Origin of the sequence: Microbacterium kribbense, assembly GCF_039537285.1 — a bacterium.
Classification (GTDB): Bacteria; Actinomycetota; Actinomycetes; order Actinomycetales; family Microbacteriaceae; genus Microbacterium; species Microbacterium kribbense.
Genome location: NZ_BAABAF010000002.1, coordinates 276,218 through 292,223 on the forward strand (window position 1 = coordinate 276,218; position 16,006 = coordinate 292,223).

The 16,006-nt window shown below is 71.7% G+C and carries 13 protein-coding genes; 6 read left to right on the top strand and 7 right to left on the bottom strand.

Features of this window, described 5'->3' with window-relative positions; all coding sequences use genetic code 11:
* Window positions 1-4: 4 nt before the first annotated feature.
* Window positions 5-1,375 carry an MFS transporter gene (locus tag ABD705_RS04375; RefSeq protein ID WP_344781003.1) on the bottom strand — a complete coding sequence of 457 codons (1,371 nt, stop codon included), beginning with the start codon at window positions 1,373-1,375 and terminating at the stop codon, window positions 5-7.
* 5 nt (window positions 1,376-1,380) lie between these two features.
* Entirely contained in the window at window positions 1,381-1,830 is a 450-nt protein-coding gene (locus tag ABD705_RS04380; RefSeq protein WP_344780933.1) for a MarR family winged helix-turn-helix transcriptional regulator, read from the bottom strand.
* A gap of 78 nt (window positions 1,831-1,908) precedes the next feature.
* Here ABD705_RS04380 and ABD705_RS04385 point away from each other — a divergent pair, with 78 nt between their 5' ends.
* Window positions 1,909-2,760 (top strand): alpha/beta fold hydrolase, encoded by an 852-nt coding sequence (locus ABD705_RS04385; protein ID WP_344780935.1) that lies wholly within the window; start codon window positions 1,909-1,911, stop codon window positions 2,758-2,760.
* Window positions 2,761-2,775: 15 nt separating this feature from the next.
* On the opposite strand, the gene ABD705_RS04390 is transcribed toward ABD705_RS04385, so the two are convergent.
* Complete coding sequence (locus tag ABD705_RS04390; protein ID WP_344780937.1) at window positions 2,776-4,266, bottom strand: DEAD/DEAH box helicase; 1,491 nt, start codon at window positions 4,264-4,266, stop codon at window positions 2,776-2,778.
* Window positions 4,267-4,458: 192 nt separating this feature from the next.
* On the opposite strand from ABD705_RS04390, the gene lplAB reads away from it, so the two are divergent.
* Genes lplAB through ABD705_RS04405 form a run of 3 tightly spaced genes read left to right on the top strand, consistent with a single transcriptional unit; the run spans window position 4,459 to window position 7,849 of the window.
* On the top strand, window positions 4,459-5,508 hold the full coding sequence (gene lplAB / locus ABD705_RS04395; RefSeq protein WP_344780939.1) for a lipoate-protein ligase LplAB: 1,050 nt from the start codon (window positions 4,459-4,461) through the stop codon (window positions 5,506-5,508).
* Window positions 5,505-6,374 carry a DNA-methyltransferase gene (locus tag ABD705_RS04400; protein ID WP_344780941.1) on the top strand — a complete coding sequence of 290 codons (870 nt, stop codon included), beginning with the start codon at window positions 5,505-5,507 and terminating at the stop codon, window positions 6,372-6,374. The genes lplAB and ABD705_RS04400 overlap by 4 nt, the downstream gene beginning before the upstream one ends.
* Window positions 6,371-7,849, top strand: a complete 1,479-nt coding sequence (locus tag ABD705_RS04405; RefSeq protein ID WP_344780943.1) for a carboxylesterase/lipase family protein — start codon at window positions 6,371-6,373, stop codon at window positions 7,847-7,849. Before ABD705_RS04400 ends, ABD705_RS04405 begins: the two co-directional genes overlap by 4 nt.
* Window positions 7,850-7,886: 37 nt before the next feature.
* On the opposite strand, the gene ABD705_RS04410 is transcribed toward ABD705_RS04405, so the two are convergent.
* The gene (locus tag ABD705_RS04410; RefSeq protein ID WP_344780945.1) at window positions 7,887-8,609 is read right to left on the bottom strand and encodes a TetR/AcrR family transcriptional regulator; all 723 of its coding nucleotides are present in this window, start codon (window positions 8,607-8,609) and stop codon (window positions 7,887-7,889) included.
* Between the two features lie 124 nt (window positions 8,610-8,733).
* Here ABD705_RS04410 and ABD705_RS04415 point away from each other — a divergent pair, with 124 nt between their 5' ends.
* Window positions 8,734-10,986 (top strand): glycoside hydrolase family 3 C-terminal domain-containing protein, encoded by a 2,253-nt coding sequence (locus tag ABD705_RS04415; protein ID WP_344780947.1) that lies wholly within the window; start codon window positions 8,734-8,736, stop codon window positions 10,984-10,986.
* 270 nt (window positions 10,987-11,256) lie between these two features.
* On the opposite strand, the gene galK is transcribed toward ABD705_RS04415, so the two are convergent.
* Window positions 11,257-12,429: a galactokinase gene (gene galK, locus ABD705_RS04420; RefSeq protein ID WP_344780949.1), complete on the bottom strand. Its 1,173-nt coding sequence runs from the start codon at window positions 12,427-12,429 to the stop codon at window positions 11,257-11,259.
* Complete coding sequence (gene galT / locus ABD705_RS04425; RefSeq protein ID WP_344780951.1) at window positions 12,426-13,595, bottom strand: galactose-1-phosphate uridylyltransferase; 1,170 nt, start codon at window positions 13,593-13,595, stop codon at window positions 12,426-12,428. The genes galK and galT overlap by 4 nt, the downstream gene beginning before the upstream one ends.
* Before the next feature lie 144 nt (window positions 13,596-13,739).
* Here galT and ABD705_RS04430 point away from each other — a divergent pair, with 144 nt between their 5' ends.
* The gene (locus ABD705_RS04430) at window positions 13,740-14,714 is read left to right on the top strand and encodes a LacI family DNA-binding transcriptional regulator (RefSeq protein ID WP_344781005.1); all 975 of its coding nucleotides are present in this window, start codon (window positions 13,740-13,742) and stop codon (window positions 14,712-14,714) included.
* Between the two features lie 269 nt (window positions 14,715-14,983).
* On the opposite strand, the gene galE is transcribed toward ABD705_RS04430, so the two are convergent.
* Window positions 14,984-15,964 (bottom strand): UDP-glucose 4-epimerase GalE, encoded by a 981-nt coding sequence (gene galE / locus ABD705_RS04435; protein WP_344780953.1) that lies wholly within the window; start codon window positions 15,962-15,964, stop codon window positions 14,984-14,986.
* Window positions 15,965-16,006 lie beyond the last annotated feature (42 nt).

The window sequence follows — 16,006 nt, forward strand, 5'->3', positions numbered from 1 at the left end:
CGGCTCAGGCGCGCGAGCCGCGGATGCGGCGCTTGCGCCGCACGGGCACGTCGCCGTCGAGGTTCGGCAGCGGGATCGGCATCGTCTGAGCGACCTCGTCGCTGAACTCCTCGGGCACGTGTTCGACGATGCGGATCGGCCGGGTCTCGTCGATCGTGAGCCGGAACCGGCTCGTCTCGTGCCGGTGCAGGCGGCCCGAGTTGATCATCCAGATCGATCCGATCACGCAGGACACGAGGCCCGCGACCGCGCCGACCTGGATCGCCGTGCGGGGCCCGAACACGGTGGCCACCCAGCCGACGATCGGCGCGCCGACCGGAGTCGAGCCCATCAGCACCGCCATGTACAAGGCCAGCACGCGCCCGCGCAGCTGCGCGTCCGTGGTGGTCTGCACATAGCCGTTGGCAGTGGTCAGCATCGACACCGTCGAGAAGCCGACGAAGACGACGGTCGCCCCGTACAGCCAGTACTCCGGCATCATCGACGACACCAGCGAGGCCACTCCGAAGCCGCCGGTCGCGACGATCACGACGCGCATGCGGGCCGTGTCCCGCCGGGCCGCCATCAGCGCGCCGGCGAGCGAGCCGACCGCGAGCATCGAGCTGAGCGTGCCATACCCGTCGGCCTTCAACCCGAACTCCAGTGCCATCGTCGAGGCGAAGATGGCGAAGTTCATGCCGAACGCGCCGACCAGGAACACCATCACGAACAGCACCACCAGGTCCGGCCGGCGCGCCACGTACCGGAACCCGTCCGCGATGCGCGCCGCGGTGGTCGTCTTCACCCGCGGCTGCAGCTCGCCGGTGCGCATCATCGACAGTGCGATCAGCATCGCGGCGAAGGTGGCCGCGTTGATGATGAACATCCAGCCGGTGCCCACCAGCACGATCAGCACGCCGCCCACGGCCGGCCCGATCAGGCGCGCCATGTTGAAGGATGCCGAGTTCAGTGCGACCGCGTTCGAGGCGTTCTCGCGTGAGACGACGTCGGAGACGAACGCCTGGCGGGCCGGGCTGTCGAACGCGTTGGCGATGCCGAAGAATCCGGCGAACATCCACATCATCGGCAGCGTCATCACGTGCGTGAGCAGCAGCACGCCGACGGTGACCGCCAGCAGGCCCAGCGTGGTCTGGGTCACCATGAGCAGCTTGCGCCGGTCGAAGTGGTCGGCGACCCAGCCGGTGATGCTCACCAGCACCAGCGGCGGGCCGAACTGCAGCGCCATCGTCACGCCCATCGCGGTGGCGTCGTTGTGCGTCAGCTCGGTCAGCACCACCCAGTCCTGTGCGGTGGACTGCATCCAGCCGCCGATGTTCGAGATGAGTGCGCCGATGAACCAGACGCGATAGTTGAACAGGCCGAGGGAGCGGAACATGGCCTTCATCCGGCGGCCACCTCGCTCATCAGTGCGGCGGCATCGGCCAGCGTCTTGCGCTGGGCGGGGGACAGGTCCGCGACGACTGCGGCCAGCCACAGGTCGCGACGGCGCACGGTCTCGGTCACCAGTGTGCGCCCCGCCGGCGTGATGTCGATGATGACCTTCCGCCGGTCGGACTCGTCGGGCGTGCGGGTGACGAAGCCGGGCTCCTCCAGGCAGTTCACGGTGCGGTTCATCGACGGGGCCGTGACGTGCTCGCGCTCGGCGAGCTCGCCCAGGGTGTGCGGTCCGTGGCCCTTGAGTGTGGCCAGCACCGCGAACTGGGCGTCGGTCATCGTGTCCAGTCCGCGCTCGCTGCGCAGCCGGCGGCTGAGGCGGAAGGTGGCCATCCGCAGGTCGCGCGCAGTGCCGGCGTTCTCGTCCGGAACGGGAACCTCGTGCGCTGCGACCATAAGAATAATTAGCCTACCTTATTAGTCTGGCTAAGTAAAAGTCGGATCGCCGCCGGAACCCGGCGGTAGGCTCTGCGCATGCCCGAGTTCACCGACGCACACGGCATCGCCATCGTCTACGACGTGCATCCCGCCTCATCCGCACCCCGGGCCGTGATCCAGCTGCTGCACGGCGTCGGCGAGCACGCCGGCCGCTATGGGGCGCTGATCGCGGCGCTGACGGCCGCCGGTTACACGGTGTATGCCGACGACCACCGCGGCCACGGGCGCACCGGCATGCGGCAGCACGGGGGCGATGCGAGCAGACTCGGCCGCCTCGGCCCCGGCGGGCACCGGGCCGCGGTCGCGGCCTGCTGGCAGTTCACCCAGCTCATCCGCGCCGAGCACCCGGGACTGCCGCTGGTGATCCTCGGGCACTCGTGGGGGTCGTTCCTGGCGCAGATCCTGGTGAACCAGCATCCCGAAGCCTATGACGGGCTCATCCTGTCCGGCTCGGCGCTGCGCATGCCCGGGTCGCTGAACGCCGGCGACCTGAATGCGAAGTGGAAGACGAAGGATGCCACCGGATTGGAATGGCTCTCAATCGATCCGCGCGTCGCACAGCAGTTCCATGCCGACCCGCTCACGGTCGAGACGCCGCTGCGCAAGCTGTTCGGCACTCTCGACGCAGCCCGGCTGCTCGGGCGGCCGCGCGCGGACCTCGGCCGCGACCTGCCGCTGCTGCTGATCGTTGGCCGCGACGACCCGGTGGGCGGTCCGCGCAGCGTGCACAAGCTGGCTGCCGAGTACCGCACCCGGTCGAAGCTGACCGACGTCACGACGCTGGTCTATCCGGATGCCCGGCACGAGCTGTTCAACGAGACCATGCAGGCCGAAGTGCGCGCCGATGTGCTGGCGTGGCTGGACGCGCGGTACCCCGCTCGCGACTGAGCCGCGCCCGGAGGCTCAGCGACCCGGGTGCGACGCGCGGCGCGGACCGCGTGCGCTGCCCATCCGGGCGCCGATGGTCGGCCGGCCCGATACGTCGCGGCCGGCCTGAGGGGCCGCCGCGGTGCGGGGTGCGCCGCCCTGGCCGCCCTGACCGCCGCGGCGCGAGCGCGCCGGGCCGCCCTGGCGGGCGGTGCGGGACGCGGCATCCTGCCCGTCGCGGGCCTGCTGCCCGCCGCGACCGCTGCGCGACTGCCCGCCGCGGGAGCGCCCGCCGGCGCCGCGCCCGGGCTGCGAGACCTGCTGCGGTGCCGCCGGTGCGGGCTTGACGTAGGGCGCCGGCTCACCGACCAGCTCGGTGACCTGGGGACCGGCGGCCGCGACACTCTCCAGCTCGGCCCGGATGTGCGCTTTGCGCAGCAGGTCGGTCACGTCGCGGCGCTGGCTGTCGAGGGCGACCGTGACCACGGTGCCCGAGTCGCCGGCACGGGCGGTGCGGCCCGAGCGGTGCAGGTACGCCTTGTGTTCGACCGGCGGGTCCACGTGCACGACCAGCTCGACGTGGTCCACGTGCACGCCGCGGGCGGCGACGTCCGTCGCGACCAGCACGCGCACCCCACCGGCATCCGGTTCCGCGTTGAACGCGGCGAGATTGCGCTCGCGGGCGTTCTGCGACAGGTTGCCGTGCAGGTCGACGGCCGGGATGCCCGACGCGGTCAGCTGCTTGGCCAGCTTCTTGGCCTGGTGCTTCGTGCGGGTGAACATGATCCGCCGGCCCTGGCCGGAGGCGAGGTGGCGCACCAGCGCCGTCTTCTCGTCGGTTCCGGGCACCACGAACACGCGGTGCGTCAGCGTGCCCTGCGGCACCGACGACTCGTCGACCTCGTGCCGGACCGCATGGTGCAGGAAGCGCTGCACGAGCTTGTCGATGCCGTGGTCCAGCGTCGCGCTGAACATCATCCGCTGCCCGTTTGCGGGAGTCGCGGCGAGGATCCGGGTGACGCCGGGCAGGAACCCCAGGTCGGCCATGTGGTCGGCCTCGTCGAGCACCGCGATCTCGACGGCGCCGAGGTCGATGATGCGCTGCTTCATCAGGTCCTCGAGGCGCCCGGGGCAGGCCACCACGATGTCGACGCCGCGCGCGAGCGCCTGCTCCTGCGGGCGCTGGCTGACGCCGCCGAAGATCGTCGTGACCGAGAGGCCGGCGGCATCGCCGAGCGGCTTGATGGTCGCCGCGATCTGGCTGGCCAATTCGCGGGTGGGCGCCAGGACCAGGCCGCGGGGGCGGCCGGGGCGGCGCGACGTGCGGGCGGCGGCCAGGCGTGCCACCAGCGGCAGGGCGAACGCGATGGTCTTGCCGCTGCCGGTGCGGCCGCGGCCGAGCACGTCGCGGCCGGCGAGGGAGTCCGGAAGCGTGTCGCGCTGGATGGCGAACGCCTCGGTCTTGCCGTCGGCTTCGAGTACCGCGGCGAGGTTCTCGGGCACGCCGAGAGAAAGGAAGGAAGACATGGGGTTGCTTTCAGAATGAGCACACGCGTGCACAGTGGCACGGATGGGCGGGTGGGCGACGGCGCAGATGTGCGCATCGGTTCGCCGTGCGAGAAGAAGCCGGGAGCGGGAGCGGATGTCCCGGTCGGAAGCGTGTCGACGACGCTGCGGTATGACCGCATTCCCCATCCTACCGGGCCGTAGGCTGTGAACATGCACGGTGAGTACAAGGTCCCCGGTGGAAAGCTCGTCGTCGTCGATCTGAACGTGCGCGACGGACTGATCGCCGACTTCCACCTGGCGGGTGATTTCTTCCTCGAACCCGACGATGCACTGGCGGACATCGACGCCGCCGTGAACGGGATGCCGGCCACGGCCGACTCCGCAGCCATCGCCGCCGCCGTGCGCGCCGCGCTGCCCGAAGGCGCCGCGCTGCTGGGCTTCACCCCGGAGTCGGTGGGCACCGCCGTGCGCCGGGCACTGGTGACCGCACCCGGGTGGGGCGATTTCAGCTGGGAGATCATCCACGACAAGCCGGTCTCGCCGCGGATGAACCTCGCCCTGGACGAGGTGCTCACGACCCGCGTCGGCGACGGGCGCCGCAACCCGACGCTGCGGATGTGGGAGTGGGATGAGTCGGCCGTCGTGATCGGATCGTTCCAGTCGCTGCGCAACGAGGTCGACCCGGACGGCGCCCGTAAGCACGGCTTCGACGTCGTGCGACGGATCTCCGGCGGCGGCGCGATGCTGATGGCGGCAGGCTCCATCGTGACGTACTCGCTCTACGTGCCTGCGTCGCTGGTGGCCGGCATGACGTTCGCCGACTCCTATGCATTCCTGGATGACTGGGTGCTGCAGGCGCTGCGTTCGCTCGGCATCGACGCGAGCTACCAGCCGCTGAACGACATCGTCGGGCCCAGCGGCAAGATCGGCGGGGCCGCGCAGAAGCGGCTGGCCAACGGCGGCGTGCTGCACCACGCGACGCTCAGCTATGACATGGACGGCCAGGTGATGACCGAGGTGCTGCGCATCGGCCGCGAGAAGCTCAGCGACAAGGGCACGGCGTCGGCCGCCAAGCGCGTCGACCCGCTGCGCAGCCAGACCGGACTGTCGCGCGAGGCGATCATCGCGCGGTTCATCGAGACGTTCACGAACCTGTACGGCGCGACGCCGAGTCATATCGCCGATGCGGAATATGCCGAAGCCGAGGCACTGGTGCAGTCGAAGTTCGCCACCGACGCCTGGCTGCACCGGGTGCCGTGACGACGCCCGGAACCATCCGCATCCACCACGGCGACAACCTCGCGGTGACGGCGGGCTTGCCCGACGAGTCGTTCACCCTGATCTACCTCGACCCGCCGTTCAACACCGGCCGGATGCGGCGGCGACCCGCCGCTGCGGATGCCGCGGTCGCCGTGCCCGGGCGGCGCACGGCGGGGTTCCGCGGGCGCGAGTACGAGCGGCTGCGCGGCGAGCTGCGGGTGTACGACGACCGGTTCGACGACTACTGGGGCTTTCTGCAGCCGCGGCTGCTGCAGGCGTGGCGGCTGCTGGCTTCCGACGGCACGTTGTATCTGCACCTGGACTTCCGCGAGGCGCACTACGCCAAGGTGCTGATGGATGCGCTGTTCGGGCGGGATCACTTCCTCAACGAGTTGATCTGGGCGTATGACTACGGGGCGAAGGCGCGCCGGCGCTGGCCGACCAAGCACGAGACGATCCTGGTGTACGTGAAGGACCCGCAGCGCTACTGGTTCGATTCGTCCGCCGTCGACCGCGAGCCGTACATGGCGCCGGGTCTGGTGACGCCCGAGAAGGCGGCACGGGGCAAGCTGCCCACCGACGTCTGGTGGCACACCATCGTCCCGACCAGCGGGCCGGAGCGGACCGGCTATCCCACCCAGAAGCCGGAGGGCATCCTGCGACGCATCATCCAGGCATCCAGTCGAGAAGGAGACCGGGTGCTCGACTTCTTCGCCGGCAGCGGCACGACCGGCGCAGTCGCCGCGGCGCTGGGCCGCCACGCCGTGCTGGTGGACGACAACCCCGAGGCGATCGCCGTGATGCGGGCGCGGATGCCGCAGGCCGTGCTGTCCGACGAGCGCGTGTCAGACGGCGGAACGCCATGACCGAGCAGCCGGCCGAGATCGACTGCGTCGAGGTGGCCACGACGGCCGGCCGGGTGCGCGGATGCTGGCGCCCCACCACGGGGACCGGCGGCGCGCGGCGATCGGCGGCGTTCCTCGGCATCCCGTTCGCCGAGGCCCCGGTCGGGCGGCGGCGGTTCGCCGCCCCCGTCCCGAAGGCGCCGTGGGACGGCGTGCGCGATGCCCTGGCCTTCGGCGCCACCGCGCAGCGCGGCGATCCGGGCATCACGCTCATCCCCGAACCGAGCATCCCCGGCCAGTGCACGCTCACCGTCAACGTGTTCACCCCCGACCCCGATGCCCAGGGGCTGCCGGTGCTGGTCTGGATCCACGGCGGCGGCTACTTCTCCGGGTCGCCGGCGAGCCCCTGGTATGACGGACGCAACTTCAACCGCGACGGCGTCGTGACGGTGACGCTGTCGTATCGGCTGGGCTTCGACGGCTTCGGCTGGATCGAGGATGCCCCGTCCAACCGCGGCGTGCGCGACTGGCTGCTCGCGCTGGAGTGGGTGCAGCAGAACATCGGCGCGTTCGGTGGCGACCGCTCGCAGGTGACGATCGCGGGGCAGTCCGCGGGCGGCGGCGCGGTGCTGACGCTGCTGGGCATGTCCGCGGCGCAGCACCTGTTCAGCCGGGTGTACGCGATGTCTGCGGCGTTCGCCGACGTGGCGGCGGCGCGGGCCGAGGCATTCGGACGCGCGCTGGCCGGATCAGGCGGCGTGGCGCCGACTCGCGCCGGGCTGTCGTCGCTGTCCGAAGAGCGGGTGCTCGAACTGCAGAAGAAGGCGACCGAGCTCGATGCCGCAGGGCTCGCCGCGGTCCTCGACCAGGGCCTGCCGCTCGGCCCGGTCGTCGACGGCGATCTGATTCTCCAGCCGACGCGCGACTCGCTGCAGGCCGGCGTCGGTGCCGACAAGCCCCTCGTGGTCGGCGCCGCCGACGACGAGTTCACGATGGTGATGACCGGCGCCGAGAAGAAGCTGCGCTGGGTGCCGCGCCGACTGCTGCTGGGCAAGCTGGGCCTGCCGGCCGCCGCCCTGCGCGGGTACCTCGCCGCGAACGCCGACGTCGCGGCCAAGGGCAAGGCGCGCCTGGCCGGGCGCCTGGTGAGCGACCGGATGTTCCGCACCACCGTGCCGGGCATCGCCGCCCACCGGGGGAGCGCGCCGACCTGGCTGTACCGGTTCGCGTGGCCGTCGGGTCACTTCGGCTTCGCGGAGCACTGCCTCGACGTGCCCTTCTTCTTCGACTGCCTCGACGGCCCGGCGATCGACCCCCTGGCGGGTCCGAACCCGCCGCAGGCGCTCGCCGACCAGGTGCACGCCGCCGCCGTGGCGTTCGTCTCCGGCGGCGATCCCGGCTGGCCGCGCCACGACGGGCGCGGTGTCGCGCGGGTCTACGACGTCCCGGTCCGTGACGTCGCCGACGCCTACGCCTCGGTGCGGCCGCTGCTCTGAGCCGACCGCAGCGGGGCCCCGCTGTTACACCGCGAGGTCATCCCCGCGCTGTCCGGACCGCCGTATCCGTCGGAGTCGTCTGCAGGGCGGTGAACAGGGCGCCGACGATGGCCGCCATGTCGATGTCGGGCTCCAGCAGCCACTGCAGCTGCAGGCCGTCCGCCACCGCCTGCAGCACCCGGGCGAGCGTGTCGGGGTCGATCCCGGGCGACAGGTCGCCGGTGGATTGCGCAGGGGCGATGACGTCGATGAACAGCTTGCGCAGGGTCCGCCCGCGCTCGAGGAAGAAATCGTGCGCCGGATGCTGCGGCGCGGCCGCGTCGGCCGCCATGCGCGAGAACAGTTCGACGAGACCGGGAACCTCGCTGTTGTGCCGGATGACGCCCAGGAACCCCGTGCGCACCGCGGTGATATCGAGCGGCGTCATGGCGTCGATAGGGCCGAACTGTGCCGCGTCGGTGTCGTCGCGCTTGCGCAGGATCGCGGTGAACAGCTCTTCCTTCGAGTCGAAGTAGTGCAGCAGCCCGGCCTGACTCAACCCGACGGCGGCCGCGAGCTCTTTCACCGACGCGCCGCCGTACCCTTCCCGTGCGATGACCTCCAGCGCCCGGGTGAGGATCTCTTCGCGCTTGGCGATCCCTTTGGCGTACGAGCCCCGCCGCCTGGATTCGGTGTTCGACATGCCTCCACGATAAACCGAACCGCGCTTGATTTTTAAAACATAATGCCGTAAGGTTTTTTCGTGCCCAACGCCGAGCACCTTCGAATCCGACAAGAATGACCCCGATGACACAGCCGTCCGACTTTCCTCCTGCGACGAAACCCGCCGCCGCGCCGATGACCAAGAACACCTTCGTCGCGACGGGCAGCGGCCGCTGAGTGACATGACCGATACCATCCCCGCCGACGTTTCCGGACTGACCGTGCCGCAGAAGGCGTCGCTGACCTCGGGCGCCGACTTCTGGACCACGAAGGCGGTGCCGGATGCCGGCATCCCGTCGATCATGCTCACCGACGGGCCGCACGGGCTGCGCAAGCAGACGGGCGCCAGCGACCATCTGGGCATCGCCGACAGCGTGCCGGCCACGTGCTTCCCGCCCGCGGTCGGTCTGGGCGCGTCGTTCGACCCCGAGCTGGCCGAGCGCGTCGGCGCGGCGCTCGGCGTCGAGTCGGCGATCGAGGACGTCGCGGTGATCCTCGGCCCGGGCATCAACATCAAGCGCTCGCCGCTGTGCGGCCGCAACTTCGAGTACTTCTCCGAGGACCCGATCGTCTCGGGGGTGATGGGGGCGGGCCTGGTCCGCGGCATCCAGTCGCAGGGTGTCGGCGCGTCACTGAAGCACTTCGCCGCGAACAATCAGGAGTTCGACCGGATGCGCATCTCGTCGGACGTGGATGCCCGGCCGCTGCGGGAGATCTATCTGCGCGGCTTCCAGCGCGTCGTCGAGGACGCCCAGCCGTGGACCGTGATGTGCTCGTACAACCGGATCAACGGCGTGTATGCGTCCGAGGACCCGTGGCTGCTGACGCAGGTGCTGCGCGACGAGTGGGGCTTCGAAGGGCTCGTGGTCTCGGACTGGGGTGCCGTCAACGACAGGGTCGCCGGGCTGACGGCCGGACTCGACCTGGAGATGCCGGCCAGCGGCGGTCGCACCGACGCCCAGCTGGCCGCGACGGTGCAGGACGGCACGCTCGATGAGCGGGCGCTGGATGTCGCCGCCGGCCGAGTGCTCGACCTGGTGCGCAAGACCCAGTCGCGCCCGGCCGTCGCCGGCCCGCTGGATGTGGACGCCCACCACGCGCTGGCCCGCGAGGCGGCGGCCCGGTCGATCGTGCTGCTGCGCAACGAGGGCGGCCTCCTGCCGCTGCGGCCCGAGCAGACCCTCGCCGTGGTCGGCGCGTTCGCGCAGACCCCGCGGTACCAGGGGGCCGGCTCGTCGCTGATCAACCCGACCCGGCTCGACACGGCGCTGGACGCGATCCGACAGGTCGCCCCGGATGCGGCATACGCACCCGGGTTCACCCTCGACGGGTCCGGCGATGCGGCGGCATTGACGGCCGACGCGGTGGCCGCGGCAGCCGCTGCCGACGTCGCCGTCGTGTTCCTGGGGCTTCCCGCCACAGCGGAGTCGGAAGGGTACGACCGCGAGCACATCGACCTGCCCGCGGCGCAGCTCGAGCTGCTGGACGCGGTGCTGGCAGCCAACTCGAACGCGGTCGTGGTGCTCTCGAACGGGTCGGTCGTGGCGCTGCCGTTCCGCGATCGCGTGCCGGCGATCGTCGAGGGCTGGCTGCTCGGCCAGGCCGGCGGCTCGGCCACCGCCGACGTGCTCCACGGTGCCGTGAACCCGTCCGGCAAGCTCACCGAGACGATTCCGCTGCGGCTGTCGGACAACCCGTCGTTCGGCAACTTCCCGGGTGAATTCGGTCATGTCCGCTACGGCGAGGGCATTCTGGTCGGCTACCGCTGGTACGACGCCCGCGGACTGGAGGTCGCCTACCCGTTCGGGCACGGGCTGTCGTACACGACGTTCCGGTACGGGGATGCCGCGGCGATCGTGGACGGATCCGGCGACGTGCTGGTCACGGTGCCGGTGACCAACACCGGTGCGGTGGCCGGCCGCGAGGTCGTGCAGGTCTACACGTCGCTGCCCGGCTCGGGCCTCGAGCGCGCGCCGCGCGAGCTCAAGGCGTTCGCGTCGGTCGAGCTGCAGCCCGGCCAGACCCGGTCGGTACAGCTGCGCGTGCGCCGCACCGACCTCGCCTACTGGGACATCCGCGTCGACCGCTGGGTCGTCGAAGGCGGCGACTACACCGTCGCGGTCGCGGCATCCAGTCGGGACATCCGTTCGACGGCGACCGTGGCCGTCGCCGGCGACGCCATGTCGGTGCCGCTGAGCATGGAGTCGTCGGTGGGCGAGCTGATGGCCGATCCGGTGGCGGGTCCGGTCGTGCAGCAGGCGATGGCGGGGCTGCTGGCCGGGATGGGCGGCGACGCGGCGGGCGCGATGGGCGACGAGGGCATGCAGAAGATGATGGCGTCGTTCCCGGTCGCACGGCTCGTCGGCTTCCCCGGCGTTCCGATCACCCGCGAGCAGATCGAGGGCCTGATCGCGATGAGCGGCGGCGCGCAGTAGGCCCCGCGGGCATCCGCGCTGACGGTGCGTCCCCGGTTGCGGGTGCGTCCGCGCTGACGGTGCGTCCTCTTGCCGGTGCGTCCGCGCCTGAGGCGAGGAGATTCGTCGAAATGAGGAGGGTTTCGCCCGATTCGGTCCTCGCCTGGGCAGATCTCCTCGGCTGGGGCGAGGGGCGGGGCGGACGTCGCGACGGGTACGACCAGGCGGGGCGGACGTCGCGGCGGGTACGACCGGGCGGGTCACGCGTCGCGGCGGGTACGACCGGGCGGGTCACGCGTCGCGGCGGGAGCCGCCCGACGGCGTGACGGTGAACACGTGCGGCGGGGCGTACCCGGCCTCGTCGAACGTGGATGCCGCTGCCAGCGCGACCTCGTCGACTCGGTCGTGCGGGGTCAGCGCTATCGCCGCGCCGCCGAAGCCGCCGCCGGTCATCCGCGCGCCGATCGCGCCGGCGGCCCGTGCGGCGGCGACGGCGGTGTCGAGCTCGGGGGTGGAGATCTCGAAGTCGTCGCGCATCGACGCGTGCGAGGCGTCCAGGAGCGGACCGATCGCGGCGGGTCCCTGCGCGCGGAGGGTCTGCACGGTGTCGAGCACCCGCTGGTTCTCGGTGACGACGTGGCGCACGCGGCGGAAGGTGGTGGCATCCATCGCCCGCTCGGCGCGCGCGAGGTCGGGGGCCGACAGATCCCGCAGCGCGGCGACGCCCAGGGCCGCCGCGCCGCGCTCGCACGCGTCGCGGCGGTCGCGATAGCCGCCGGTGGCGTGCGCGTGCGCGGTGCCCGTGTCGATCACGACGACCTCGAGGCCCGCGGCGGCGAAGCCCAGATCGATGACCTCGGTGTGCAGCGACCGGCAGTCCAGGAAGATCGCGGCGTCGGCGCGGCCGAGCATCGATGCCATCTGGTCCATGATCCCGGTCGGCGCGCCGACGGCCTCGTTCTCGGCGCGGCGGCCGATGCGGGCCAGGGCGACCGAGTCGAGGCCGAGGCCCCACACGTCGTTGAGCGCGGATGCCACGGCTCCCTCGATCGCCGCCGACGACGACAGTCCCGCCCCGACCGGGACGTCGGAGGCGATCGCGATGTCGACGCCGATTTGCGGCGCGTCCGTCGCGCGGCGCAGCGCCCAGGCGACGCCGAGCGGATAGGCCGCCCACTCGGGCACGGCGAGCTGCCCGGTGGTGGGGAACATCCGGTCGAGATCGTCCAGGTGGACGACCACCCGGGCGTCCGCGAAGGTCGATTCCACTCGGATGTCAGCGCTTCCGTTCGTGCCGGCCACGGCGTGCGTGCGGTGGTCGATGGCGAACGGCAGCACGAAGCCGTCGTTGTAGTCGGTGTGCTCGCCGATCAGGTTCACCCGGCCGGGGGCCGACCATTCGCCTGCCGCGGGGCTGTCGGACATCTCGGCGAACAGCGCGCGGGCGGCGGCATCCGGCGTCATACCGACGCCTGCTCGAGTGCCTCGCGCAGCCGTGCCGCGCTCGTCTCGGGCGGGATGTCGCCGATCCATGCGCCCATCGCCGCCTCGGATCCGGCGAGGTATTTGAGCTTGCCGGCCCCGCGGCGCGGGCTCGTCAGCTCGAGGTGCAGGCGGTACGAATCGCGCGCGACGTGCACCGGCGCCTGATGCCACGCGGCGATGTAAGGGGTCGGGGTGTCGTACAGGGTGTCGACCCCGCGCAGCAGCAGCAGATAGAGGCGCGCGAGCTCGGTGCGCTCGGCGTCGGTGGTCTCGGCGAAGTCGGCGACGTGCCGGTGCGGCATCAGGTGCACCTCGAGCGGCCAGCGGGCGGCGAATGGGACGAACGCCGTCCAGCGCAGGCCTTCGAGCACGACCCGCTGCCCGGCCCGCTCGAAGTCGAGGATGTCCTGGAACAGCGTCGGGGAGGTGTGGGCGATGCCCTCCAGCGTGCGCTGCGTCCGCGGCGTGATGTAGGGGTAGGCGTAGATCTGGCCGTGCGGGTGGCCGAGTGTCACACCGATCGCCTCGCCGCGGTTCTCGAACGGGAACACCTGCTCGACACCCGGCAGCGCCGACAGGGCGGCCGTGCGGTCGGCCCACGCCTCGATCACGGTGCGGGCGCGGGTCTCGGTCTGGGTGCCGAACGATCCGGTCAGCTCGGGGCTGAAGCACACGACCTCGCAGCGACCGACGCTCGTGCGCGTGCGGCCGAGGCCGGGCCTGGCCAGATCGGTGAGGTCTTCGGGCGGGTCGGCGGCGGCGGGTGCGCCGCGGTGCGCCTCGGCCAGTGCGGGGCCGAACGAGGGGGAGCGGTTCTCGAATACCGCGACGTCGTACCGCGACGGGACCTCGGACGGATTCGTCGACGTCTGCGGGGCGAGCGGGTCGAGCTCGGCGGGCGGCAGGAAGGCGCGACTCTGCCGGGCGGCGGCCACCGAGATCCAGTCACCGGTGAGCACGTCCTGGCGCATCGTGGCCGTCTCGGGGCGCTCATCGAGCACGCGCGCATCGACGGCGCGCCCGCTGCCGAGGGTCGTGTCGGGGTCGTCGTAGTAGATCAGCTCGCGGCCGTCGGCCAGCCGACTCGGCCGCTTGACGACGCCGGCGCCGAGGGCGACCGGGGCGTCGGGAATGTCCAGGGGCATGTGCAGAACTCCTCCATGTTGACGATCACACGCTAGCAAGGCACCGTGTTATCGTCAACATGTGCTGGATCGACGGAGTTCTGGCGCGGGACCGGTGGAGCTCGGGAGGGGCGTGCGGTGGACAGGACGGGGCGGCGCGTGTCGATGGCGGATGTCGCGGCCCGGGCGGGCGTGTCCGGGCAGACCGTCTCGCGAGTGGTCAACGCCAGCCCTCGGGTCGATGCCGCCACCCGGAGCCGGGTCGAGACGGCGATGGCCGAGCTCGGGTACCGTCCGCACCGCGCGGCGCGCGCGCTGCGCACCGGTCGCACCCAGACGATCGGTCTGGTGGCGGCCACGCTCGCCTCGGTCGGCAATTCGCGGATGCTGCAGGCCGTCGCCGACGCCGCCGCGGCGCGCGGCTACGCCGTCGTGGTGGTGAGGCTGGGGAAGTCAGGCCGCATCGATGACGCGTTCGACCGCCTGCTCGATCAGGGCGTGGATGGGGCGATCGTGCTCAACGAGGCGACCGAGCGAGTGCGCGGCCGGGTCGCGCCGGTCGGGCTGCGGCTGGTCGTGGTGGACTCACCGGGCGATGATCGCTTCGCCGTCGTCCAGACCGCGCACGCGGACAGCGCGCGTTCCGCCGTGGCACACCTGCTGGCGCTGGGCCATCAGACGGTTCGTCACCTTGCGGGGCCGGTCGGGTCGTTCGCCGCCCACGAGCGCGAACGCGGCTGGCGCGGCGCGCTCGCCGACGCCGGGGCGCATGCGCCCGAGGTGCTGCGCGGCGACTGGACCGCGGCATCCGGTCACCGCATTGGAGCGGTGCTGGCCGCCGATCCGGGCGTGACGGCCGTGTTCGCCGCCAACGATCAGATGGCGCTCGGCCTGCTGCGGGCGCTGGCGGATGCCGGTCGCCGGGTGCCCGAGGATGTCAGCGTCGTGGGCTTCGATGACGTGGCGGATGCCGCGGAGTATCGTCCGCCGCTGACGACGGTCCGTCAGGACTTCGACGCCCTGGGCCGGCACGCCGTCGCGGCGCTGGTCGGCGCGATCGAGGGCGACCCGCGCCGCGCCGAGGTGGTTCCGGCGCAGTTGGTGGTGCGCGCCAGCACAGCCCCGCCCCCCGCCCCCTGACCCCGCTCGCGAGGCGGTGCATCCTGCGCCCAGGTGGTGCATCCCGCGTCGACAAGGTGCTTTGTGCGCTGAGGCGGTCGTTTGTGCGCCGAGAAGGTCCCTGGTGCGTCGAGAAGGTGCATCCTGCGCCGAAGTGGTCGTTTGTGCGCCGAGGATGTGGGGCACCTTCTCGGCGAAGAACGCACCTTTTCGGCGAAGAACGCACCTTCTCGGGCGAGAACACGCCTTCTCGGCGGGCAACGCACCTTCTCGGGACGCCGCCGGGCGGCTCAGGCGACGGCGCGCCGCCGCGCCTCCCACCCGCTGCGGACCATCTCGTCGACGGTGTATCGGTTGGTCCAGTCCAGGTCGCGTGCGGCCAGTTCCCCGGTCGCGACGATCCGATCGGGGTCGCCCGGCCTGCGCGGGCCGACCACCGGCGTGAACTCGATGCCGGTGACGCGGGCCATGGCATCCATGATCTCGCGCACACTCAGCCCGTTCTGCGACCCGAGGTTGTACGCCGGCTCGATCGGTGCGCCCGACGACAGCCGCTGCGCGGCCACGACGTGCGCGGCGGCGATATCGGCCACGTGCACGTAGTCGCGCAGATTCGTGCCGTCGGGGGTGTCGTAGTCGTCGCCGAAGATCTGCGGCGTCTTGCCGGCCAGCAGCGCCTCGAACACCAGCGGGAACAGGTTGTGCGGGCTCGAGTCGTACACTGCGGGGTCGCCGGATCCGACCACGTTGAAGTAGCGCAGCGAGGTATGCCGCAGCGGATGCTCCGACCCGGCCGTCGCCACGCCCTGGTCGCCGATCAGCCATTCGCCGATGAGCTTGGACTGGCCGTACGGCGAGGTCGGGTGCTTGGGGGTGTCTTCCGTGACCAGCGCGACGTCCGGCGTGCCGAACACCGCCGCCGACGACGAGAACACCAGGTGCGCGACATCCGCCGCCGCCATCGCCTCGAGCACGAGCCGGGTGCCGGTCACGTTCTGCGCGTAGGTGTGCAGCGGACGCTGCACCGAGACGCCCGCGTACTTGAAACCGGCGACGTGGATGACCCCCTCGGCGCGGTGCTCGCGCAGCGTGCGTTCGATCAGCGGGCGGTCCAGGATGCTGCCCCGCACCAGCGGCACTCCGCCGGGGACGAAGCCGTCGTGCCCGCTGGAGAGATCGTCCAGGACGACCGGGTTCATACCGGCTGCCGCCAGCGCGCGGACGATGTGTGCGCCGATATAGCCGGCGCCGCCGGTGACAAGCCAGGTCATCTCGCTCCTCTGCGGGCTCGAGCGGGCCCCACCGCGCACCGG